Source organism: Brucella thiophenivorans, from assembly GCF_002252445.1.
In the GTDB taxonomy this organism is placed as follows: Bacteria; Pseudomonadota; Alphaproteobacteria; order Rhizobiales; family Rhizobiaceae; genus Brucella; species Brucella thiophenivorans.
In genome coordinates this window covers 16770-36854 of sequence record NZ_NNRJ01000012.1, presented here as the reverse complement: position 1 = coordinate 36854, position 20085 = coordinate 16770, and the positions used below count along the sequence as shown (strand labels likewise).

The window sequence follows — 20085 nt, the reverse complement described above, 5'->3', positions numbered from 1 at the left end:
ACTTCCTGCGCGAACTTACATATATAGGCATGATTTTGGCGAAAACACGATCTTTAAACTCATGAAACAATGTGTCACTAGAATGTGAACGCCAGCGGAGATTTGCATATCTGCTGGCTGTTTCAGAGCCTGTATTATTTACAGTTTCATTTAGAGTGCTGACGGAAATTTTCCAGAAGATGCTCCATATCTTTGGGCATTTCGGCTTCAAAGCGCATGAGTTCTTCGGTTGTGGGGTGCGTGAAGGCGAGCAACCATGCATGCAATGCCTGACGGTGAAAGCCGTTTACGGCGTCTTTCAGCGGTTCTGGCAGCTTGTTGGCTTTGGTCTTGTACGAGCCACCATAATCCATGTCGCCCACCAGTGGGTGGCCGATATGGGCCATATGAACACGAATCTGATGGGTGCGGCCCGTCTCAAGGCGGCATTCAACCAGTGACGCAAGCGATGTGGCATCTTCCTGCGGCGCGAATTTTTCAATCGTCGTATAATGGGTGACGGCGTGACGTGCATCTTCACGCTCTGCTTTTACGACAGCCTGCTTGGTGCGGTCGCGATGCGAGCGGCCAAGATGTGCGTCAATCACGCCTTGTGGACGCTCAGTCATACCCCACACAACTGCGAGATAGGCGCGTTCCAGATCGCCGGTGCGGCCATGGTCAGCAAATTGGTCGCTTAGATGGCGGTGAGAAAGGTCATTCTTCGCAACCACCATCACGCCGCTGGTGTCTTTGTCAAGACGATGGACGATACCCGGACGCCGAACGCCGCCTATCCCTGACAAGCTATCGCCACAATGATGTATGAGGGCATTGACCAGTGTTCCCGTCCAGTTGCCGTTGCCCGGATGGACAACAAGACCTGCGGGTTTGTTGATGACGATGAGATCATCGTCTTCATAGAGAATGTCGAGTGGAATGTTCTCGCCTTGCGGCTCCGCTGGTTCAGGCTCTGGCAGCACGATGGCAATCTTCATGCCCCCGCGCAGCTTTTGCTTAGCACCGCTGGCAGGAACATCATCGATGGTTACATGGCCATCAGCAATCAGGGACTGGACGCGACTGCGGGAGAGTTCCGGCCCCAATGCTGCGGCCAGCCACTGGTCTAATCTTTTGCCTGCAGCATCCGTGTCGGTAATTAGTTCTTTCAATTGTCTCTTCCCTTCGTTATCACGCGCCCACGCGGGTGCATGAACCGGAGTCATTTAATGCAGGATCCACACTATCCGAGATATCAGAATCAACAGGATTCTGGCTATCAGGACTATCAGCAGGGCTATTACCCGGACCAACAACAGCCGGAACCCCCGCTTGATCCAGCGATGGAGAAAGTCCGTCGCAAGATGATCCGTCTGCTTGCGGTTTCCATTGGTGTTATGTTGATTGGTCTTATGGCTGTGCTTGTCGCAGTTGTCTACAAGATCAATCGTGCGCCCGATACAACAGAGACTGAAGCTGCACGTTCAGAGATTCCGGGACTGGTTGCACCACTGCCGGTTAAACCGGAGCCGCCAAAGCTTATTGAATCACAGATTGATCTTGCGCCTGGCACACGTCTGTTATCACAAAGTCTGTCGGGCGATCAGCTCTCGCTGGAAACCCTGCTGCCTGATGGCGGTACGGAACTCATAATTTATGACTATCGTGAATCGCGTATTCTCGGTCGTATAAAGCTCGGCAACGTCGAATAGTTTGTGATGAGGGCGGTTTTTTCCCGCCCTTTTCAGTTGTTATCGCTGCCATTGTGTTTTGGGATTGCCAATCCTATAACAGCATTAGCATTCTGCGCCCATCGTCTAGCGGTTAGGACGGCGCCCTCTCACGGCGCAAACAGGGGTTCGATTCCCCTTGGGCGTACCAATAAAATCAATCACTTAGATCGGTTACGCAGAAAGTTGTCTAATAACCGTCAAATAAGCGGTTTCTAGGAAAGCACTCATTGTCGTCTGATACGGCGGTCTGGAAAAGCTTTCTGCGACAATCTGTCATTAATGCCCAATCGCGAAAGTCTCAGTTTTTAGTGAATGCGCCTTAACTGCGCGTAGGGTTGTCTCCATAATTGGATATACCTTCTCCAGGTTTCTCTCGCGTAGTGATGTCAGATTAATCGGTGAAGCCTCGCGTGCGCGTGCGTATTGGTCCACAAATTCAGCGCTGTGTGATAACCACTTGAAAACCGTAGTGCGAGACGGGAAGCTTTCATATGCGCAAATGGTCCGCAAGCTATCCCCGTCTGCAATACGCTCGCATATCTGATCAGCCAGTTCCTGACGGAATATTGCTGGCCTTCCTACTGACGAGGCTTCATCACTCATCACTTACACCACGTCTTTGTCAGATAATCGTTGAATGAGCAGTGACGCTCGTAAGGTAATGCGCATGAGGCAAGGAGGATACACGCAGAGAGAGCGGGAAACTTTTCGGTCATCCGCGACCCTCTTGATTTAATGTGTGGGTCAAGGTTTACTCCCGAAAAAGGGGAGGCGGGAATGAAGCTATTTACTTTAACTGCGATGACAGCAGCATTATGGTCATTACCAACACTTGCAGCAGTCGACTGTGATAAGGCCGACGATCAAGTCACGATGAACCAATGTGCCAGTGATGAATTAGTTAAAATTGATAAGCTACTAAACGGAACCTACAAAAAAATTGAGCAGCGGCTCGCTGACGATCCAGACACGAAGAAACTCTTGATATCTTCACAGCGTGCATGGATAAAATTTAGAGATGCTGAATGTGATTTTGCGGCATCAGGAACCGCTGGCGGAAGCATATACCCAATGATGGTTGTAATGTGCAGGACCCAACTAACTTCAGAACGCAACAATCAACTATCCGACTATTTGAGATGCGAAGAAGGCGACCTTTCATGTCCGGTGCCATCTGAATAGTCACTCTCTGTCAAAAAATGGATATGAGCACCTGCGCTAAACCTTAATTGGCAGCGCAGGTTTGGCCAGCAATTTAAAACGTCAGGCACGACATAATCATAACTGACTGAGTGGATCTGAAACACGCCTGGACTGCAATCAACAGCCGATGCCGGTGCACTCATGCAAAGAACAGCCGCGAGCATAGCAGCGCAGCCGAAGAACAGACTTCGGAACAGCTTCATGTGATTTCCTCGATTTTGTTGCTGAAAGAGCAAAAAGCCCCGCGTGAGCGAGGCTAAACTGTGGTTTTATTTATTTTTGTATTGCTGTTTAATGGCAGTCTGTCTAAACGCCCCGGATGGATACGTTACTCAAAAGATCAATCTACATTTCATCGGCAGTAGCTGGAATTTACCTAACTTGGGCAATCGCGACAGGCTCGTTAGTACAGTCATTGTGACCGCATTCGATATATTAAACATATATTCACCTCCACAAATGCAAGTTAATCGATAATCCTTGCATCACTGGAGATATGGAGTGCCTAACAGAGCCCCTTCTCGGAAGTTCTTGACCATACTCTGCGTCATATGCGGTGCAATACTACTCGTGGTTCTTTCCAAACGAGCATATGACGCTTACCATGGCATTGACCCTACTTGGGGCAATACCGAACGTGGTTTGCAGCCGGGCAGGAAGACAACCCAATAAAATATGGCTTGATAGCTTGGCTTGACGCATGCCCCGCATATAACCAGTCTTCCCTATGTCATTAGGTGACGATGTGGCTGGCACCGAATTATTTGCTTCCGTCAATCAATTGTGTAGGTTCAGATTCACCAATCACATTAAGGGATAGACAATGTCACACGTCATCAAATCTGAGATTGAGCACATCAAAGCTAAGATCGATGAGGTTAAGGCTAAAATTCATGCACGTTCTGGTCTATCCGACCACGAACGAGAAGAGCAGGATGCGGAGTTGCGCATTCAGCTAAATGATATGGTGACCCAAATTAATGCAATTCTTCCGCATTAAACCGTCACACAAGCGGCTCGAGAGCTGCTGACCTTTGGACATGAAAGACAGTGCTGCACCATGTTCATGTGGCATGGCTGGGTTTGACCGGCTTTCTCCACTGGGGAATGTTTGATCCGTCAGATTTGAGCGATACGTCCGGCCTGCGTCTCTTGTGCGTCCGGCGCTCATGATTGCTGATTTACAACATGGCCCTAACTGCGTCCGCAATACTCAATGCGACTGCATCCTGCCTTTGGCTTTTTAGCTTTTCGATTTATTTGCGTTCTTCCAAAAGCTTGATGAGGCGCTCGTGCGTTTTTTTCATATCGTAGAGATGCTCTATAACGATGCCAAGGCAGATCAACACCAAGCCGGATAAGCACAAGCTAATCCCGCAAGACAGGAGAACAAGCCTGTCAGTGCCAGTTGTCGCGACACCAAATACAAGAATTGTCGCGCCGGGTATCAATGCGAGTATTCCAATTATCTTTATGAAAAGGCCCATCTAACCCCGTACTTTCCCGCAAGTTGTTAAAAGTGTGCATAATAGTGAAAATGTCGCCCTAGTACAGGTCAGTGCGACAGATACAAGTTTCAGCCTAAAAGCGAAATCCAAACATCAAGTAAAGTTAGGGGCAAATAAAAAGCTGTAATTAGTGCATAGTGTTTTCGCTGACGAGTTAAGAACGCCAGCACTGGCAGAACAATCATTGGGATGTCGGTGAGTGCCCATACACCGTTTATTGGACTATTTAGAAAGACAACATTTAATACGAAGGCGAACAGTAAAAAGCCTGTAAATGACAGAAGCGCAAATCGTCCATCTTTCTCGAAATATATCCGAAGGCTTACTGTTTCATCTTCGCTCCGGCTAGGAAGTATCAACGCTGCTGTTAAAAACAGCATTAGCGTCATCAATACGATGAAAACAAAATCGGTGAATCGGTATGTCGGGCGAAGTGTCGGTAGCTGATTAATCGCCCACCAATATTCCAACTGAACAATAAATAAGACACCGCTCCAAGCCAGCGGCACCCAGTCCACAGGTGATGTTCTACGGATACGAAAAACTGTTACCAATCCCAGTAGAAGGCGCGTTACCGATAGGCCTAGCACCAACGATAAAACCGTCGCAACAATCGGAAAGTTATTCATTATCGACACCTAATTGCCACAAGCTGGCAGAGGGGTGCCGGGTGGTCAAGCACAAGTTTATGGGTTTCGGCTTAGATCGAACGTGGGTCTGCATAAAACTATGCGTCCCCCTCCTTAAAATTCAGGAGACCTTTGCTAGCATCTTGCCTGCGGTCCAAATCTAGTTACTACTAACTAGATTGGCGATGAGGGGTTCATATGCAGCCGTTGGATATACTTTGGGTCGGTCTCGGAGGCGGGCTTGGCTCGGTGTTTCGGTGGTGGGTTGGTAAACTGGCTGGCGAAAGCTATCAGGGGAAATTCCCGCTTGGAACATTCTTGATCAACGTGACAGGCGCTTTTGCCATAGGTTTTCTGTCGGTGTTGTTTTCCGTCGAGTGGTATGAGCGATTTGGCGATATCTTGAAAGCTGGCATTCTAACCGGCTTTCTCGGCGGATACACAACATTCAGTTCGATGCAGCTCGATGCAGTGAAGCTGGCGCGGGAGCGATACCAAAGCCTAGCAATCGTGTATCTTTTCGGATCTGTTTTTGCCGGTTTGGCCGCAGCAGCATTCGGTGGCTTGTTAGCAAGCTGGATAGGGTGAGGGTGTCGCGATGATTAATACAATCATATTCGTTTTCGTCGGCGGCGCTGTGGGTGCCATGCTCCGTGAATTTCTAATGTTGGGCGTCCCAAACCTTTCAGACGGCATTCCGATGTCAATCCTCGTCGCTAACGTCGTCGCCTCTTTTCTGCTCGGACTTACGACCAGCCTTTATCAGAAAGGCACGCTCAGCCAAGGCGTCAACACATTGGTAGCGACTGGCATAATGGGCGGGCTTTCGACCTTCTCCAGCTTTGTTTACGGGGCATATGTCCTCATGTCAGGATCGACAGCCGGAATGATGTCAGCGTTGCTCTATTTGGCGCTGAGTATTGTTCTCGGTTATATCGCCGTCGTTCTAGGATTGCGCTTGGGTAATCGTGATTAGGCAATATCGTGCCCAGTGAGGTGAGTTTCCTAAGCGAAGCGGAGTGAAAAATGATTTTGATGTCAACATAAGACAACAGGCATCACCTCGAAACGGCCTTGCCGGTGTATGCCTTCCGGCATTGCTCCTCGCAGAAAGGGCTTCCAGATTATTGCAAATGATTAATCGCTCATGACCACCTTCGAAAAACAAATCGCGATTTTCTCGTTGGCTCCGAGGTCCTTCGCAAATTTCACCAGCTGAGATCCATCGCCGTCATCAGCCATACCGCCCCAGACATCTTTAAACGTCTGCTTGCCGGAGGAGTTGTCAAAGAAAAAATAGCCGGGGTCGGCCACAGGCGTTGAGGCATAAACTACAGTCCAGTCACCCGACTGCATAAAACTGTCAACTTCGACCTTGGCTGGTTTGACCTTTTCTTTGAGGCTTTCAGAGATAAGTTTCGCGTATTCAGTCTTTCGCTCTTTCGTTAGTGCTTGATCTACTCCTGTGCAATCCACTGCTGCGGTAGCCGGGTATATGAACAATGAGCCAGCCAAGACAATTAAAGCGAACCTAGTGATTGTGGACATATTCCGCCCTCCTAAAATTCCTTTAAAGCGAACAGACATGAGCCTAACGCTTGTTAGGTCTGAAGAGCAATTGGAAAACCAAGCCAAAACAAAAAACCCCGGCGATGAGGCCGGGGTCTGGTTTATAAAGGGTATTATAGTTTTCGTCGGTGGTTCATTTAATACCGGATCTCTTTCCAGCCGATAAAAGCTAACACATAAGATAGTGCAGCAAGAATAGCCGCTTCAATTATTAGAAACCAAATCATGATGCGTCTTCAAGCCTGAACTAGGCCGCCTCCTGATTTTTTGCCCTTCATCCATGGAAGCGCGACTTCTGGTTCTTCGAGAATTCCGGTCTTCTTGGCGAAACCTCGAATGGCGCTCTCTACTGCTTCCACTGGTTTGATGCCATCGTGGCTATCGCAGCACGCTTTCCAAGCGGTTTCATAAATGAGGCCACGGTCGTATTCGGGCCATTCATAAAGAAAATCTAAAGCATCCCCGATGCTGGCAATTTCTCGAACAAGGTAAGGGCCGTCCTTCACAAAAACAGGACTGTCAAACAAACGGTCGCTCATCGAAACCTCCATTTGATCGAACGTTAAATGTTGGAATGACGGTTTCGATTTAGTTACCAATCTATCGGTTTCAAGACCTTCACAATCACAATAATCGTAAAACAGAATGGTTCAATGCATTAACGTGGCCGGGCAGCAGCTTGTCGAGCATGGGAAGCACCTCAGAAAGCTGGCTGCGACTTTTCCAGTGTATCGATACGCGCACGAACAAACGCCGGTGTGAGCAAACCATTCATCAGGCGTCTACGGCACCCGTCCAGCACGCGCTCATGCAATCTTCTCAAATCTGAGCCGAACACGGTCGCTAAAAATTTATTGGCCTCCTGCTGTGATGCTGGAACCGCAAAAGGCGTGTTTTCATCTTCGCCGTTTGCTGCGAGTGCATACCCGTTTTTTTTCTTTGCCGGGAAGTCGGGGGAGCTTGCTACAGCGCTTTTTATTTGCGCGCTTCGCTCCCCCTCAACGTCACCCATAACTGGAGAACCGTCGCTCACTTCATAGCCGTTTATTACAGGTAATCCTGTAAGGTATTCCTTAAAGGTAATTGGTGGCATTTTCTGCCCACCTTGGTGGGCATATATTGCCGTCCTTGTCATTTTCAGGGTGGGCAACTTCTGCCACCCTTGCAGGCTCAAGGTGGGCATTATTTGCCATGCTGGATTGCGGCCTATTGCGTACATTCTGATCGGCTTTAATTTCGCGCTGGCGTTCTTCCAATTCCGGAATATGCATCTGAACTCGCTCATGATGCGGGTTGTCGATGCGATAAACCGTGATGCCATTGCTGCGGCCAACCGGAATGAGATAGTTATCCAAGATGAACTTCGGCACTAACACTTCGCCAGTGGTTGCCTATCGGCAATCCCTTACGAGCGTTCGGCGTTGTAAGCGAAGATTCTTGAAGCGTCTTGGACATGTGTTTCCAAAAGTCGTCTAATAACCGTCTAATAAGCAACCGCGCATAGTGACGGTCAACTACGACGTTAAATTATAGATATCCGGAACACAAGAAAAACAAAAAGGGTTCAAACAGGGTAGTGACGGTCAATGGTGAAAAGTGAAATTCTTGACATTCGCCCTCTCACGGCGCAAACAGGGGTTCGATTCCCCTTGGGCGTACCAGAATTCAAAATGCCTTGGGGAGATGTTCTCCTTTCCAGTTGCGAATATTTGCAACTGGGGCGTTGTGGGTGCATAATTGCACCATGAGTGAATCGCACAAGAAACCCGATTATGAGCAGGAATTGAGGCAGGCCGGTATCCGCATCACGCGGCCGCGTCGCATCATCCTCAACATATTGACCGAAACGGAAGATCATCCCGATGCGCTGGAAATTTTTCGGCGTGCGGTTAAAATTGATAATAGCATTTCTCTGTCGACCGTTTATCGGACGATGAAGCTTCTAGAAGAGCTTGGCGCTATCCATCGCCATGCCTTTGCCGGCGGCCCATCGCGCTTTGAGCAGGCAAGCGGTGCACATCACGACCATATTATCGATATGGATTCAGGTGAGGTTGTCGAATTCAGTTCAGAGAAAATTGAAAAACTGCAGGAAGAAATCGCCCGGTCGCTGGGCTATAAGATTGTGCATCACCGTCTCGAACTTTATTGTAAAAAAATTGAAACCTGATGGAACCAAAGTTTTCGATCATCGTTATTGGTTTAGAAGACTGTGATATGCCCCCGCAAATGGTCTTCATCAGCTGACTTCGATCTCCCCGTTCGGAGTTGGTAGCGAGAATGCCGCACAGACGCCCCCGTTATGTCGCTGGCGTTCCGCATTTTCAAGTAAAGCCGTTGTGGTCAAAACCATGACGGCTTTTCTTTTATGATTTTGTTTCAACGAAGTAAGATCAGATCATTTCGGAAGTATAAAGACGGATAGTATCGATTTCATTCGTTCAGAAAGAAGCAAGCTCTAACCGTCAAATTGTTCTGCTGGGACGCGCAGGGAATAGACTGCGCCTGCTCCATCAACGCGATATTCCGCCTTACCATTCACGGCTGACGGCACAATGCGCTGCAAAACTGCACTGCCGAAGCGCGGATCGTGCTGAAAGACTTCCGGCATGGCTGGATTTGTCTCTTCCCAGTGAAAGACCAGCTCATCTTCGCCTGTGTCTGTCTGGAGGATTTTTGCAGAAATGATTACGCGTCCATAGGGGATAGACAGCCCCCCAAAGGATGTCGCGTTGATGATCAGCTCATGCAATGCGAGGCCGACATGAAGGGCTGCCCCCGGAAACAGGTAGGGATTATCGCTTTCAACGGTTAGTCGTTCGTCATTGATGTCGATATATTTTTCTATCTGCGAATGAACGAGGTCCAGAAACAATGCACCGTGCCAGTTGGAATCTGTAACCAGATCCTGTGAATGGGACAGCGACTGGATGCGTCCGCGGAACTTGAGAAGAAAATCATCGACAGAATCAGTGAAGCGCGCTGTTTGCGTTGCGATGCTCTGCACAATGGCGAGAAGATTTTTCGAGCGATGGCTGACCTCGCGCAAAAGCGTCTTTAAAACTTGCTCGCGGCGTTTTAGCTCACTTATTTCGAGTGCTGTCGTAACCAGGCCAATGATCTCGCCACTGGAATCACGGTCGCAGTCGATGTGGAAATCGATCCAACGAAGCTTATCGCCATCATTGATGGCGAGTTCAACATTCTGCGCTGTACCTGTATCAATTGCGGTGCGCTTTGCGTGTTCCAGTCTTGACATCGAAGTGGAGAAAATAAAATCGCAATCGTTTCCGCCCGCTTTCCATTTTTCCTGCCAATAGCTTGGAATATTCTCACCCCATGCATAGAGCATATCGAGCGTCTGATAGAGTACGCAGATATTGCTATTGCGCACAGCACCCAGCAATGCGCGTAGACGTGCTGCATCAGGCTCTGTTTCTTTAAGGGGGGATGGGGTTAACGCGGTCATGAATGCCTCAATTACCATGCGTTGTAGATTGAAAATAGCTGGGTGAATGACAAAAACTTGGCTGATAAAAATGAGAATGGACAGACATTGAGCTCAATGGGTTCTGATTATCTTTAATATAAATAATCGCGCCGTTGGCTGAGGCTATACAACGGCGCGACTTTTCACGATATTTGTCCAAGTCAAAAACTTGCGCTTTTATGCCTTGCGGATGGCCGACGCGATGAGAGATATAACGAGTAGCGCAAGGAATACGAAGAATAGTATCTGCGCAATACCCGCTGATGCACCGGCGATACCACCGAAGCCCAGAGCGCCTGCGACCAGAGCAACTACAAGAAATACGAGAGCATAATAAAGCATTGTGGATCTCCTTTTCATTTATTGAAAGGGAAACGCCTGATTGATGCTTTTGGTTCCTTGAATTAGACAACTTGAAGGTCCAGACCGCAAATAAATCGCGCATTTAAGAGCATAATTATCTTTTGACGCCAACGCCCCCGCAACGAATCGTTCTTTGCGAGGGAGTTAATTTGCGCGATGACTTTTGCCTCAGGCTGCTACCTGAGCGGCTTCTTCAAAGAACAGTGCCTGACTAATGAGCGCCTTGACCATGTCCGGGTTGAACGGTTTGGTTACAAGGAAAGTCGGTTCAGGCCGCTCGCCGGTCAAAAGCCGCTCGGGGAAAGCAGTGATGAAGATCACAGGTATCGTACCATCCTGCAAAATTTCGTTAACAGCATCAATGCCGGAGCTTCCGTCCGCGAGCTGAATATCTGCTAGCACCATGCGAGGCTTTTCTTTTTTATAAAGAGCGAGCGCCTCATCTTTCGTGCGTGCAATTCCAACGACTTCGTGGCCTAGGCTTTCAACCATCTGCTCAATGTCCATCGCGATGAGAGGTTCATCTTCGATGATCATGATGCGGGTCGCAACCTGCTTGGAAATTTCCGTTGAAGCCGATGTCAAAACGCGACCAAATTCATGATCGTCAATTTCGAGAATTTCCGCAGCTTCCTTATCGTTGAAGCCTTCAACAGCGACCAGCAAAAACGCTTGTCTGGGCAGAGGCGAAATGTAGGAAAGATTGCGAGCCGCCTGTTTTTCCCACGCAAACTCAGAAGCAAGTTCTGGAATTTCGACAGAGGCCGTTTTGTAAAGATTACAGAACAGGCGATACAGCGCGATCCGGTCGGCTGACGATGGCGGGAAAATGCTGATGTCCGCGATCAGGGCTTCCAATGTCGCTGCCACATAGGCATCGCCTGATGCCTGCGAGCCGGTCAAGGCGCGCGAAAAACGGCGAAGATAGGGAAGGTGCGGCGCAATACGCGTCGATAACGTCATGGTTCTTAGACTCCTCGCTGCCGCGATTTTTGTTTTTTTACATTAGCCATTCGAGCTAACAGTCTCTTGGTAATGCTATAGAACACGGCATAATGGTACTCAAACGTCGCAGATTGAGAAAAGTTCCGTACAAATGAAAAAATGAAGGGAACTTTTTCAGATCAGCTGCATTTAGACTACTGAGTAATAGCATGATGATATTGAAACACGGCTAGATGCCTGGATTGAATAAGAGATGACAGAGAAGAAAAACCCTCAAGCGAACGGGACCGAAGTGCGGTTCGACGGGCGCGTCCGAAGGGACATTTTGGGGCCGAACTGTGAAGTCGGCCTCAAACTCAAGGCGCTTTATACCTCTATACAAGACGAGACAATTCCAGATCGTTTTCTCGATCTATTGGAAAAACTCGATCAGGCTGAACAGGAGAGTACGCGTGAGCACAGCATCGGTTCCGTCGGCTGAGGAGTTGGCGCAATTCAAGCGTGAGCTTCTGGCGTCTCTGCCGAGTTTGCGTGCGTTTGCGGTATCGTTGATCGGCCAGCATGATCGTGCTGACGATCTTGTTCAGGATACGATTATGAAAGCCTGGGCAAAGCAGGAGTCCTTCGAACTGGGGACTAACATTAAGGCTTGGCTGTTCACCATCCTGCGCAATGAATTCTACACCCAGATGCGAAAGCGTGGCCGTGAGGTTCAGGATACGGATGGTGTATTCAGTGAACAACTCGCTGTGCATCCCTCGCAGTATGGCATGCTTGATTTACAAGATTTCAAGGCAGCACTCGAACAATTGCCTGACGATCAGCGTGAAGCAATCATTTTGATCGGTGCATCAGGGTTTGCCTATGAAGAAGCGGCTGAAATTTGCGGATGTGCTGTCGGCACAATAAAAAGCCGGGTCAGTCGCGCGCGTACACGTCTTCAGGAAATACTGCAAATTGAAGGTGATGCAGACTATGGGCCGGATGCAAATTCATCCCGTGCAACACTGAGAAGCTTTGCCTGAAGCTTTCGATTTTTACGCATGTCTTTCATATCAGAGTAGCGGGAGCAGAAGTCAGTCAAGTGGACTGATTTCCCCGCGAATGCGGTTCCGACTTTTGGAACGCACGCTTTCCCACTTGAAGATTACGTTCTATTAATATTTGCTTGTGAGTTCAGTACGAAAGATCCGAGGAGTCTTTTGTGCTGGTTGGAGCGCGTCCTGTTAAATGGAATCGTTGGAACGGCTCTTTCTTTTTCTTTTACGCATTATCCGACGCAAAAAGCCCACGCACTTTTGCTGGATATGCTCTAGTCACTATGAATTATTGTGGATTTACCGTTGTCATCAGCATTTTCAAATCGCCCTCTCAAAACTTCGATGCGCCCGATTGCTTTCATCGTGTCGCTTAGTCTTGTTTTGTTATCGGCCTTGATAACGCTGTTTCTCTCTTATGGGGTCAACAAGCAGGTTGTCGATATTTCGAGAAACTTTGAGCTGCGCGAGCAGGTCAACAGGGTTACGCGCATTGCGTATAATATCGAGATGAGCCGTCGCGGGTATCTTCTCACGCTGGACCAAGACTATCTTAATCGTTACGAGCAGTCGATTGCCAATATTGACGGGACGCTCTCCAACCTTGCCCTCATGACTGAAAATAACCCTCAGCAACATGCGAGGGTGATCGAACTCCAATCATTGGTTGAGCGCGGGCAGAACGATGTTCGTGAAACGCTGAATTTGGCTAAGCAAGGCAAAATTAGCGAAGCGACTGCACAATTGCGCAGTAACGAAGGTAAAAATCTCAGGGATCAGCTGGCGGCAACTGTAGCGCAGTTTGTTGCCACCGAGGGACAAGAACTTGCACAGCGGAACGCCAATATTGATCGAATGCGTTCTTTGTTAACGGCGACCTCTATTGTTGCGCTCGCTTCTGCCGTCATGCTGGGTTTCTTACTGTTTTCGCGTGTTCAACGTTCCGCACGTCTGCTGTTTGAGGGGCAGTCGGCATTGTTATCGCAGAAAGAGCTTCTGGAACATCGTGTGCAGGAGCGTACTGCTGAACTGGAAAATGAACGAGCTATCGCTGAACGGGAACGCAATCGTGTTGAGATACTTTTACAGGATTCCAATCACCGCATCGGCAATTCGCTGGCCACTGTTTCTTCGCTGCTGGGATTGCAATTGAGACAGACGCGTAGCGAAGAAGCGCGCGCGGCCCTAACTGCGGCGCGGGATCGCGTACAAACAGTTTCAACAGCACATCGCAGGCTGCGTCTCGGCGAGGATATGGAATCGACGCGCATTGACGAATTTCTGGAGACGGTCATTGAGGATATTCGCGAGGGAATCGCTGATGAACGCCAAATTATTTTTAAAACAGATTTTGAGCCGCTCGATCTCAAATCACGCGATGTCACGACAATCGGTATTATTTTAGGCGAACTCATCACCAATGCGATTAAGCATGCTTTCAAGGGTCGGCAGGGCGGCGAGATTTCTGTCAGCTTCAAAACCGACCATGAAAGCGGAAAGCCAGCACTGATTGTGGAAGATAACGGTATTGGCTGGCAGGGGAATGATACAGATAGCACCAAAGAGCAGAATGGCTTGGGTACACTGGTTGTCGAGCAGCTTTGCATGCAGTTTGGTGAAAAGCCAGTCTATGCAACATGTGCGGATGGTTCCGGCACGCGGGTGATCGTTCGCCTGTCGTCACTGGCACATGCGGATGTCGATCAGGAAAGCCAGGCTTAGCAATTTATAACAGCCCCCAACGTTCTATCGGGAGCTGCCAGTACCGTTTGATCAACGTTTTTTCTTGTCTGAAAGCAGGCTTACAAGCGCAATACCTGCCAGTGGCAATGCAACTGCAAGAATCGGACGTTTCAGAATAGAAGGAACCGTTGCGATTGCAGCCGTTGCCATCAATGCCGATTTATCAGCCGCTATGCGCTGTTTGCGTTTTTTTTCTTCTGCTGCCGCCTGAATTTTCAAAACGGCAAGAATAAGCAGCGCAATGATGAGCGAAAGCCCCGCAAGGATAAGCGCCGCAATCGGGCCACCATAATTTTCGGCCAAAGCGAGGAAAGCTGCGACGCAAAGAAATACAACGGCAATCAGACCGAAGACCGCGATTATCGCTCCAAAGATTGCTGCACGTTTGGCTCGACCGGTGAGGAGCTTAAGCTCATCACCAGCAAGGGATGCAACGACTGGCGCCAGAAGTTTCAGCATGGCGCGTATCAGCGGCGCGAGAGAAGGGCTAGCAGATAGCCAACGCCAACTGCTGTGGCGAGCGAAGCAATCGGTCGGGCACGAACAGTTTCAGTCAACTGGGCCTCGACGTCCTGGGCCTTGTTCTTCAGATCGTCGACAACGTCTTCGCCCTGAATATAAGCGCTTCTATAGGTTTCTTTGGCCGTCCGCTTTGCGTCGCGGACGCTCTGGGATCCGAGATTTGCGAGCGTTGCAGCGATCGCGGCAATGTCTTCTTTAAGTTGTTCGACCTGAGACTGAAGATCGTCGGTTGTCGAATCCGTCAACGCTTCTTCGATCTTTTCCTCGATCTTGGTCGTATTGGTTGCTCCGCGCGCCATTTCAGGCCTCCTGTTCGATAACTGGTCTGCAACACGTGTTGCTCGACCGGGATAACGTTGTTGAGGCCCAATGGTTGCATGCTAAGGCGTAAGTCAGCAACTCAATCCATGACTATCTGCAAGTCATGGTAAATATCGGTGGAATCACCTGTGGCAGACGCGCTTAGCCTTAAGCGAAAAAGAGATAGCCTGCACAAACAACAATTAAAAAAGCCAGTCCGCCGTAATAGGATGGCTTTAAAGATTGGGCCTGTATAGGCAATGGATCGTCGTTACCAGCCATAGCCATACGAGCAGCGTTTTCAAGCGCCTGAATGTCTTTAAGCATCATGAGCGTTTCCTCCCGAATTCCCTGCAGTCCTTCGCGATATGTAGGAATGCTTGGGCTGTCCATTCCAGCATATCACGCCTGATTTGAAGGTTTTATGCAAGTGTCAACCGGATAAGCGATTGCGTGATTATTGGTTCCTCCTTTTTTGCGATTTTTTTGTTGGGGCTTAAAAATAGCTGCATTTTCAAAACATGACTTGCATCATCATGTTAATGAGAGTTAAGAAAAGGCCTCAAGCGGCGTGGCAGTCTGCATGATCAACCTGTCATGCGCGCTCGGACCTGAACAATCAAAAGGCGATCAAAATGACTGGTTTCTGGCGAAAGGGCTTCATGGCCGCAGCAATGGGCATGGGGCTGCTGGCATTTGCGGGTTCTGCATCTGCACAGGAGGCAACTCCGCCTGCGACCAATAATCCGGCTGCAACAAGCCCATTGCCAGCTCCTCCTGCGCCTGCTGTAAGCGAGCCAGCCGCGACTAGTCCGGCACCGGCAGCACAGCCTGTCGAGCAGCCAACCGCTGAACCTGTCATAGCTGAGCCCGTGATCGCGACCGAGGCAACGCCTGCTTTTGTCTTGCCGCATGACCTTTCACCATGGGGCATGTTCATGGCTGCCGACTGGGTGGTGAAAGGCGTGATGATTGGTCTTGCTATCGCATCGCTTTTAACCTGGACAATCTGGATTGCGAAATCGCTTGAACTGGCGGGCGCACGCAGCCGCGCCAAGCGCGCATTGAAGGTCATCGGTCATTCGGCGACATTGTCCGAAGCCGTCCGTTCTCTTGAGGGTGCAAAGGGGCCAGCCTCTATTCTGGTGCGCGCTGCCGAAGATGAAGTTCGCCTGTCCGGTCCTGCATTGGCGCGTGCCGGTGGCGAAGGGCTTAAGGAACGTGTCACTTCGCGACTGTCGCGCATTGAAGCAAAAGCTGGGCGCCGCCTTTCAAAAGGTACCGGCATTCTCGCAACCATTGGTTCGGTTGCGCCCTTTGTCGGTCTGTTCGGCACCGTGTGGGGCATCATGAATTCATTTATCGGCATCAGTCAGGCACAGACGACCAACCTTGCCGTCGTTGCTCCCGGTATTGCGGAAGCGCTGCTTGCCACGGCGATCGGCCTCGTCGCCGCTATTCCTGCGGTAGTGATTTATAACGTTTTTGCCCGTGCGATCACTGGCTATCGTTCGCTGCTTGCCGATGCTTCGGCAGGTGTTGAGCGTCTTGTGAGCCGTGATCTCGACTTTAGAACAGCCGGCGTGCGTGAAGGCGCGCTGCACGCAGCGGAGTAGTATCATGGCTGGCAAAGTTCGCGAAGGCGGTGGAGACGATCTGGAACTGAACCACGAAATCAACGTGACGCCGTTCATCGACGTTATGCTGGTTCTGCTGATCATCTTCATGGTTGCAGCACCGCTCGCAACCGTTGATATCAATGTGGATCTGCCTGCGTCGAGTGCAACGCCTGCGCCGCGCCCGGATAAACCGATCTATGTGACGCTTAAGGAAGACCTCTCGATTAACGTTGGTAACGACGTGGTTGCGCGCGAAGGGCTTGGCCCGAAGCTTGACGGTGTATCCGAGCAGAACAAGGACGCGCGCGTGTTTCTGCGTGCTGACAAGGCTGTTGGCTATGGCGAATTGATGCGTGTAATGAACCTGCTGCGTGAAGCGGGTTATCTCAAGATTGCGCTGGTTGGTCTTGAAACAGTGGGTGCCGCTCCTGCTGCTGATGGTTCAGTGCCCGCATCGACACTAGGGCCAGAATCGGCACCGGCTGGTCAGGGAGCTGAATAAATGGACAGACTGCCGCCCGAACATCCCCCAATTAAAAATGTGGCATCGATGGATAGCCATCATCATTCCTTTTGGCATGATGCAGGGCGTTGGATCGGTGCGGGGATTATTGTCTTAAGTGTACATGCCGCGGGTGCTTATGCGGTGAGCCTGAATCAGGACGAAGATCAGCCGGATGGCGCGCAAGTTGCCGCGATGGTGGTGGAGTTTGCGCCTGAGCCGGAAGCTCCGATGGAAGAAATGGTCTCTGAAGCACCACAGCAGGAGACGGCTGCAGAGCCTGTTGAAGAGCCTCAACCGGAACCTGTTGTGGAAGAAATCAAGGAACCAGAACCGGAACCTGAGCCTGAAGTTATCGAAGAACCGGAAGAAGTCATTCCTGATATTGTCGAAGCACCGAAGCCAGAAGTTGCAGTCCCTGCTCCTGTTGAAAAGCCAGAGCCAAAGATTGAGAAGCCTAAGGAAAAGAAGCCGAAGGTAGAAAAGCCAAAGCCGGTCAAGAAAGTCGAAAAGCCGAAGCCTAAGAAGGCGGAAAAGGCTCCCGAAACGCGTGAGGCGAGTGCGCCACGTATGGATGTGGATTCGGGTTCCAAGGCTGTTGCTAATCGCCGTGGCGATAACAATGCCTCTGCTGGTGTCAGTTCCAATAAGTGGCAATCCAAGCTTTATTCGCATCTGCTGCGTCGAACGCGTTCTTTGCAGCGTCAGGCTGGCAGAGGCGTCAAAGGAACCGCACAGGTTGCGTTTGTTGTTGATCAGTCGGGAAATATTCTCTCGGTGAAACTGGCACGCTCATCGGGCAACCCGACTGTTGATGAATTAGCAGTACAGGCCACACGCAATTCTTCGCCTGTGCCTGCTCCTCCAGCAGCGATTGCTAAGCCGCGTATGCCGATCACGGTGCCAATCCAGTTCAAATAGGCGTCGACAATTGATCGAAATAATAAAACCGACCCGTGAAAACGGGTCGGCTTTTTTTGATGTGCGATTTTTTTATTCCGATGAAAGCGCAACGGCGGGAAGCAGCCGTGAAGCTTTGCGGGCTGGCAGGAAGCCAAATACAAGACCAGTGGCAAAGGCACAGGCAAAAGCCAGCAGAACCGGGCCTGCACTATAGCCGATTGTCAATCCGGCCAGACCTGCAAGAGTTGCAGCGCCCAAACCGACAACCACGCCGATAGCACCACCGATTGCCGAGACGGTCAGAGCTTCGGTGATGAATTGCAGAAGAATATCACGTCGGCGTGCACCCGTTGCCATACGAACACCAATCTCGCGTGTGCGTTCGGTGACGCTCACAAGCATGATATTCATCACGCCAATGCCGCCAACCAGAAGTGAGATTGCTGCAACCGACCCGAGAAACACCGTTAGCGTCGAGCCCATGGCCGCAGCATCGTCGCGAATGGACGACATGTTGTTGATCATCGTATCGCGCTGCTTGTGTCGCTGGTCGAGCAAGTCCTGAATCTGATCCTGTGTGGTGTTGATAAGATCCGAATCCTTCACCTGAACCGTGATGGTGCGGACATATTTCTGGCCGAACAGTCGCAGATTGCCCGTTGAAAGCGGCACGATTACAACATCGTCTTGATCAGAGCCGCCAAAGCCTGCACCTTTCGTCTCCATCGTGCCGATCACCTGAAACGGAATTTTCTGGATCAGAATATATTGTCCAATCGGATTTGACCCATCTGGAAACAGCGTTTTTTCGATTGTTTTTCCAATGACTGCAACAGGCGCATAGCTGTCCATGTCATAGTCTGTAATGAAATCGCCGCTTTCGATTTTCCAGGATTTTGCCGTCGAGAAAGCGGGAACCGTTCCATTGGCCTGCGACTGATAATCGACATTTCCACGTCTTAGCGTCACGCTGCCCGTCACTTCCGGCACCGCAGATTTTACATTGGGTAATTGGAGGATAGCATCTGCATCTTCGGGGATAAGTGTTGCTACAGAGCCTGAACCGCGGAAGCCCGGCATGGATGGCCGGATGAGTATGAGATCTGTGCCCATCGCATTGATACGATCAAGGATCGAATTCTGTGCGCCGGTGCCAATCGCAAGCATGGTGACGACCGAACTCACACCAATGATGATGCCGAGCAAAGTCAGCACTGTGCGGAAGATATTGGCGCGCAAGGCACGCATTGCCATTTTCACCGCTTCTGAAATATCGGCCATGCCTGCGGCATTATTTGCCGTTATTTGTTGCAGCTGCTGGGGCGCATCGCTATCCGGCATTTCACGCGTTACCGTGTCGGACAGGATTTGGCCGTCGCGAATCTCGATCAGCCGGTCCGCGCGTTCTGCAACTTCGCGGGCATGGGTAATGACGATGATCGTATGGCCCTGTTCATGCATGGAGCGCAGCAGCGCCATGACGTCTTCGCCGCTCTGGCTATCGAGCGCGCCTGTCGGCTCATCTGCCAGAATAATGCGTCCGCCATTCATCAGCGCGCGGGCAATCGAGACGCGCTGCTGCTGACCACCGGAAAGTTGGTTGGGGCGATGATCCAGCCGATCGCCAAGTTTAAGCGAATTCAGAAGCTCGGCAGCACGCTCATGGCGTTCGGCTGCGGGCACCCCGGCATAGATCGCCGGAACTTCGACATTTTCCTGCGCGGTCGAAGTGGCAATGAGATTATAGCTCTGAAACACGAAGCCGAAAGTCCGGCGGCGCAGAGCGGCCAGTTCATCGGCATCCAGTGTCGATACATCTTCGCCGTCCAACCAATATTCGCCGCCGCTCGGACTGTCTAGGCAGCCTAGAATATTCATGAGCGTCGATTTGCCTGAACCGGAAGCACCTTTGATGGCGACAAACTCACCGGCGCGAATATCCAGCGTAATGCCATGCAGTACTTCGACCGCAAGGTCGCCATTGTGATAGGTCTTGCGAATATCCTGCAATCGGATGAGCGGCGTGTCGTTCATGACTGG

Annotated in this window: 25 protein-coding genes, 1 tRNA gene and 1 pseudogene; 13 read left to right on the top strand and 14 right to left on the bottom strand. The window is 50.3% G+C overall.

Translation table 11 applies throughout. The features are described 5' to 3' along the window. Positions 1-146 precede the first annotated feature (146 nt). Positions 147-1205 (bottom strand): RluA family pseudouridine synthase, encoded by a 1059-nt coding sequence (locus tag CEV31_RS03210; RefSeq protein WP_210190872.1) that lies wholly within the window; start codon positions 1203-1205, stop codon positions 147-149. Positions 1206-1208: 3 nt separating this feature from the next. On the opposite strand from CEV31_RS03210, the gene CEV31_RS03205 reads away from it, so the two are divergent. Both CEV31_RS03205 and CEV31_RS03200 read left to right on the top strand, forming a co-directional pair. Continuing rightward, positions 1209-1691 (top strand): hypothetical protein, encoded by a 483-nt coding sequence (locus CEV31_RS03205; RefSeq protein ID WP_094505451.1) that lies wholly within the window; start codon positions 1209-1211, stop codon positions 1689-1691. Positions 1692-1785: 94 nt separating this feature from the next. Then, positions 1786-1860: transfer RNA gene (locus CEV31_RS03200), tRNA-Glu, on the top strand. 128 nt (positions 1861-1988) lie between these two features. Here CEV31_RS03200 and CEV31_RS21480 read toward each other — a convergent pair. After that, positions 1989-2315: a terminase small subunit-like protein gene (locus CEV31_RS21480; protein ID WP_094505450.1), complete on the bottom strand. Its 327-nt coding sequence runs from the start codon at positions 2313-2315 to the stop codon at positions 1989-1991. A 174-nt stretch (positions 2316-2489) separates the two neighbouring features. On the opposite strand from CEV31_RS21480, the gene CEV31_RS03190 reads away from it, so the two are divergent. Both CEV31_RS03190 and CEV31_RS21030 read left to right on the top strand, forming a co-directional pair. Continuing rightward, positions 2490-2894, top strand: a complete 405-nt coding sequence (locus CEV31_RS03190; RefSeq protein ID WP_094505604.1) for a lysozyme inhibitor LprI family protein — start codon at positions 2490-2492, stop codon at positions 2892-2894. Positions 2895-3738: 844 nt separating this feature from the next. Further along, positions 3739-3915, top strand: a complete 177-nt coding sequence (locus tag CEV31_RS21030) for a hypothetical protein (protein WP_169717304.1) — start codon at positions 3739-3741, stop codon at positions 3913-3915. A 576-nt stretch (positions 3916-4491) separates the two neighbouring features. Here the strand turns inward: CEV31_RS21030 and CEV31_RS03180 are convergent. After that, entirely contained in the window at positions 4492-5052 is a 561-nt protein-coding gene (locus CEV31_RS03180; protein ID WP_094505448.1) for a hypothetical protein, read from the bottom strand. A gap of 198 nt (positions 5053-5250) precedes the next feature. Here CEV31_RS03180 and crcB point away from each other — a divergent pair, with 198 nt between their 5' ends. Both crcB and CEV31_RS03170 read left to right on the top strand, forming a co-directional pair. Next, the gene (gene crcB / locus CEV31_RS03175) at positions 5251-5640 is read left to right on the top strand and encodes a fluoride efflux transporter CrcB (RefSeq protein ID WP_094505447.1); all 390 of its coding nucleotides are present in this window, start codon (positions 5251-5253) and stop codon (positions 5638-5640) included. A gap of 10 nt (positions 5641-5650) precedes the next feature. Further along, entirely contained in the window at positions 5651-6028 is a 378-nt protein-coding gene (locus CEV31_RS03170; protein ID WP_094505446.1) for a CrcB family protein, read from the top strand. Positions 6029-6189: 161 nt separating this feature from the next. Here the strand turns inward: CEV31_RS03170 and CEV31_RS03165 are convergent, their stop codons facing one another. The 4 genes and pseudogenes from CEV31_RS03165 to CEV31_RS03150 all read right to left on the bottom strand — a co-directional run. Beyond that, positions 6190-6600 (bottom strand): hypothetical protein, encoded by a 411-nt coding sequence (locus tag CEV31_RS03165; protein WP_094505603.1) that lies wholly within the window; start codon positions 6598-6600, stop codon positions 6190-6192. A gap of 257 nt (positions 6601-6857) precedes the next feature. Further along, a complete protein-coding gene (locus CEV31_RS03160) occupies positions 6858-7160 on the bottom strand; it encodes a DUF982 domain-containing protein (protein WP_094505602.1) in 303 nt (100 codons plus the stop codon). A 161-nt stretch (positions 7161-7321) separates the two neighbouring features. Then, a complete protein-coding gene (locus CEV31_RS03155; RefSeq protein WP_094505445.1) occupies positions 7322-7714 on the bottom strand; it encodes a hypothetical protein in 393 nt (130 codons plus the stop codon). After that, a pseudogene (locus CEV31_RS03150) lies at positions 7669-7967 on the bottom strand (hypothetical protein); the annotation flags it as partial. The pseudogene CEV31_RS03150 and the gene CEV31_RS03155, both read right to left, overlap by 46 nt. A 398-nt stretch (positions 7968-8365) precedes the next feature. On the opposite strand from CEV31_RS03150, the gene CEV31_RS03145 reads away from it, so the two are divergent. Then, positions 8366-8791, top strand: coding sequence for a transcriptional repressor (locus CEV31_RS03145; protein WP_094505444.1), 426 nt, complete (start codon positions 8366-8368; stop codon positions 8789-8791). 288 nt (positions 8792-9079) lie between these two features. On the opposite strand, the gene CEV31_RS03140 is transcribed toward CEV31_RS03145, so the two are convergent. The 3 genes from CEV31_RS03140 to CEV31_RS03130 form a co-directional block, all read right to left on the bottom strand. Then, entirely contained in the window at positions 9080-10090 is a 1011-nt protein-coding gene (locus tag CEV31_RS03140) for a sensor histidine kinase (protein ID WP_094505601.1), read from the bottom strand. Positions 10091-10288: 198 nt separating this feature from the next. After that, positions 10289-10453 carry a DUF1328 domain-containing protein gene (locus tag CEV31_RS03135; RefSeq protein ID WP_006473348.1) on the bottom strand — a complete coding sequence of 55 codons (165 nt, stop codon included), beginning with the start codon at positions 10451-10453 and terminating at the stop codon, positions 10289-10291. 189 nt (positions 10454-10642) lie between these two features. Further along, positions 10643-11437, bottom strand: a complete 795-nt coding sequence (locus tag CEV31_RS03130; protein WP_094505443.1) for a response regulator — start codon at positions 11435-11437, stop codon at positions 10643-10645. A gap of 235 nt (positions 11438-11672) precedes the next feature. Here CEV31_RS03130 and CEV31_RS03125 point away from each other — a divergent pair, with 235 nt between their 5' ends. The 3 genes from CEV31_RS03125 to CEV31_RS03115 all read left to right on the top strand — a co-directional run bounded on the left by CEV31_RS03125 (position 11673) and on the right by CEV31_RS03115 (position 14178). After that, complete coding sequence (locus CEV31_RS03125) at positions 11673-11900, top strand: NepR family anti-sigma factor (RefSeq protein WP_094505442.1); 228 nt, start codon at positions 11673-11675, stop codon at positions 11898-11900. After that, positions 11872-12444 (top strand): RNA polymerase sigma factor, encoded by a 573-nt coding sequence (locus CEV31_RS03120; RefSeq protein ID WP_094505441.1) that lies wholly within the window; start codon positions 11872-11874, stop codon positions 12442-12444. The genes CEV31_RS03125 and CEV31_RS03120 overlap by 29 nt, the downstream gene beginning before the upstream one ends. A 318-nt stretch (positions 12445-12762) precedes the next feature. After that, positions 12763-14178, top strand: a complete 1416-nt coding sequence (locus CEV31_RS03115; protein ID WP_094505440.1) for a sensor histidine kinase — start codon at positions 12763-12765, stop codon at positions 14176-14178. Between the two features lie 51 nt (positions 14179-14229). Here the strand turns inward: CEV31_RS03115 and CEV31_RS03110 are convergent, their stop codons facing one another. From CEV31_RS03110 to CEV31_RS21025, 3 genes are all read right to left on the bottom strand, one after another. Next, positions 14230-14658 carry a phage holin family protein gene (locus CEV31_RS03110; protein ID WP_094505439.1) on the bottom strand — a complete coding sequence of 143 codons (429 nt, stop codon included), beginning with the start codon at positions 14656-14658 and terminating at the stop codon, positions 14230-14232. 8 nt (positions 14659-14666) lie between these two features. Then, positions 14667-15020 (bottom strand): DUF883 family protein, encoded by a 354-nt coding sequence (locus CEV31_RS03105; RefSeq protein WP_094505438.1) that lies wholly within the window; start codon positions 15018-15020, stop codon positions 14667-14669. Between the two features lie 169 nt (positions 15021-15189). Next, complete coding sequence (locus CEV31_RS21025) at positions 15190-15351, bottom strand: hypothetical protein (RefSeq protein WP_169717303.1); 162 nt, start codon at positions 15349-15351, stop codon at positions 15190-15192. A 305-nt stretch (positions 15352-15656) separates the two neighbouring features. Between CEV31_RS21025 and exbB the strand changes: the two genes are divergently transcribed. Genes exbB through CEV31_RS03085 form a run of 3 tightly spaced genes read left to right on the top strand, consistent with a single transcriptional unit; the run spans position 15657 to position 18063 of the window. Beyond that, a complete protein-coding gene (gene exbB / locus CEV31_RS03095; protein ID WP_094505436.1) occupies positions 15657-16637 on the top strand; it encodes a tonB-system energizer ExbB in 981 nt (326 codons plus the stop codon). Between the two features lie 4 nt (positions 16638-16641). Then, positions 16642-17142 (top strand): TonB system transport protein ExbD, encoded by a 501-nt coding sequence (gene exbD, locus CEV31_RS03090; protein ID WP_094505435.1) that lies wholly within the window; start codon positions 16642-16644, stop codon positions 17140-17142. Continuing rightward, a complete protein-coding gene (locus CEV31_RS03085) occupies positions 17143-18063 on the top strand; it encodes an energy transducer TonB family protein (RefSeq protein ID WP_094505434.1) in 921 nt (306 codons plus the stop codon). It abuts the gene before it with no gap. 72 nt (positions 18064-18135) lie between these two features. Here CEV31_RS03085 and CEV31_RS03080 read toward each other — a convergent pair whose 3' ends face one another. Beyond that, a complete protein-coding gene (locus CEV31_RS03080; protein ID WP_094505600.1) occupies positions 18136-20079 on the bottom strand; it encodes a MacB family efflux pump subunit in 1944 nt (647 codons plus the stop codon). Between the last annotated feature and the right edge of the window lie 6 nt (positions 20080-20085).

Coding starts and splice junctions, on each gene's coding strand:
- CEV31_RS03210 (WP_210190872.1), bottom strand. CDS start 1,205: ATGACTCCGGTTCATGCACCCGCGTGGGCGCGTGATAACGAAGGGAAG.
- CEV31_RS03205 (WP_094505451.1), top strand. CDS start 1,209: ATGCAGGATCCACACTATCCGAGATATCAGAATCAACAGGATTCTGGC.
- CEV31_RS21480 (WP_094505450.1), bottom strand. CDS start 2,315: ATGAGTGATGAAGCCTCGTCAGTAGGAAGGCCAGCAATATTCCGTCAG.
- CEV31_RS03190 (WP_094505604.1), top strand. CDS start 2,490: ATGAAGCTATTTACTTTAACTGCGATGACAGCAGCATTATGGTCATTA.
- CEV31_RS21030 (WP_169717304.1), top strand. CDS start 3,739: ATGTCACACGTCATCAAATCTGAGATTGAGCACATCAAAGCTAAGATC.
- CEV31_RS03180 (WP_094505448.1), bottom strand. CDS start 5,052: ATGAATAACTTTCCGATTGTTGCGACGGTTTTATCGTTGGTGCTAGGC.
- crcB (WP_094505447.1), top strand. CDS start 5,251: ATGCAGCCGTTGGATATACTTTGGGTCGGTCTCGGAGGCGGGCTTGGC.
- CEV31_RS03170 (WP_094505446.1), top strand. CDS start 5,651: ATGATTAATACAATCATATTCGTTTTCGTCGGCGGCGCTGTGGGTGCC.
- CEV31_RS03165 (WP_094505603.1), bottom strand. CDS start 6,600: ATGTCCACAATCACTAGGTTCGCTTTAATTGTCTTGGCTGGCTCATTG.
- CEV31_RS03160 (WP_094505602.1), bottom strand. CDS start 7,160: ATGAGCGACCGTTTGTTTGACAGTCCTGTTTTTGTGAAGGACGGCCCT.
- CEV31_RS03155 (WP_094505445.1), bottom strand. CDS start 7,714: ATGCCACCAATTACCTTTAAGGAATACCTTACAGGATTACCTGTAATA.
- CEV31_RS03145 (WP_094505444.1), top strand. CDS start 8,366: ATGAGTGAATCGCACAAGAAACCCGATTATGAGCAGGAATTGAGGCAG.
- CEV31_RS03140 (WP_094505601.1), bottom strand. CDS start 10,090: ATGACCGCGTTAACCCCATCCCCCCTTAAAGAAACAGAGCCTGATGCA.
- CEV31_RS03135 (WP_006473348.1), bottom strand. CDS start 10,453: ATGCTTTATTATGCTCTCGTATTTCTTGTAGTTGCTCTGGTCGCAGGC.
- CEV31_RS03130 (WP_094505443.1), bottom strand. CDS start 11,437: ATGACGTTATCGACGCGTATTGCGCCGCACCTTCCCTATCTTCGCCGT.
- CEV31_RS03125 (WP_094505442.1), top strand. CDS start 11,673: ATGACAGAGAAGAAAAACCCTCAAGCGAACGGGACCGAAGTGCGGTTC.
- CEV31_RS03110 (WP_094505439.1), bottom strand. CDS start 14,658: ATGCTGAAACTTCTGGCGCCAGTCGTTGCATCCCTTGCTGGTGATGAG.
- CEV31_RS03105 (WP_094505438.1), bottom strand. CDS start 15,020: ATGGCGCGCGGAGCAACCAATACGACCAAGATCGAGGAAAAGATCGAA.
- CEV31_RS21025 (WP_169717303.1), bottom strand. CDS start 15,351: ATGATGCTTAAAGACATTCAGGCGCTTGAAAACGCTGCTCGTATGGCT.
- exbB (WP_094505436.1), top strand. CDS start 15,657: ATGACTGGTTTCTGGCGAAAGGGCTTCATGGCCGCAGCAATGGGCATG.
- exbD (WP_094505435.1), top strand. CDS start 16,642: ATGGCTGGCAAAGTTCGCGAAGGCGGTGGAGACGATCTGGAACTGAAC.
- CEV31_RS03085 (WP_094505434.1), top strand. CDS start 17,143: ATGGACAGACTGCCGCCCGAACATCCCCCAATTAAAAATGTGGCATCG.
- CEV31_RS03080 (WP_094505600.1), bottom strand. CDS start 20,079: ATGAACGACACGCCGCTCATCCGATTGCAGGATATTCGCAAGACCTAT.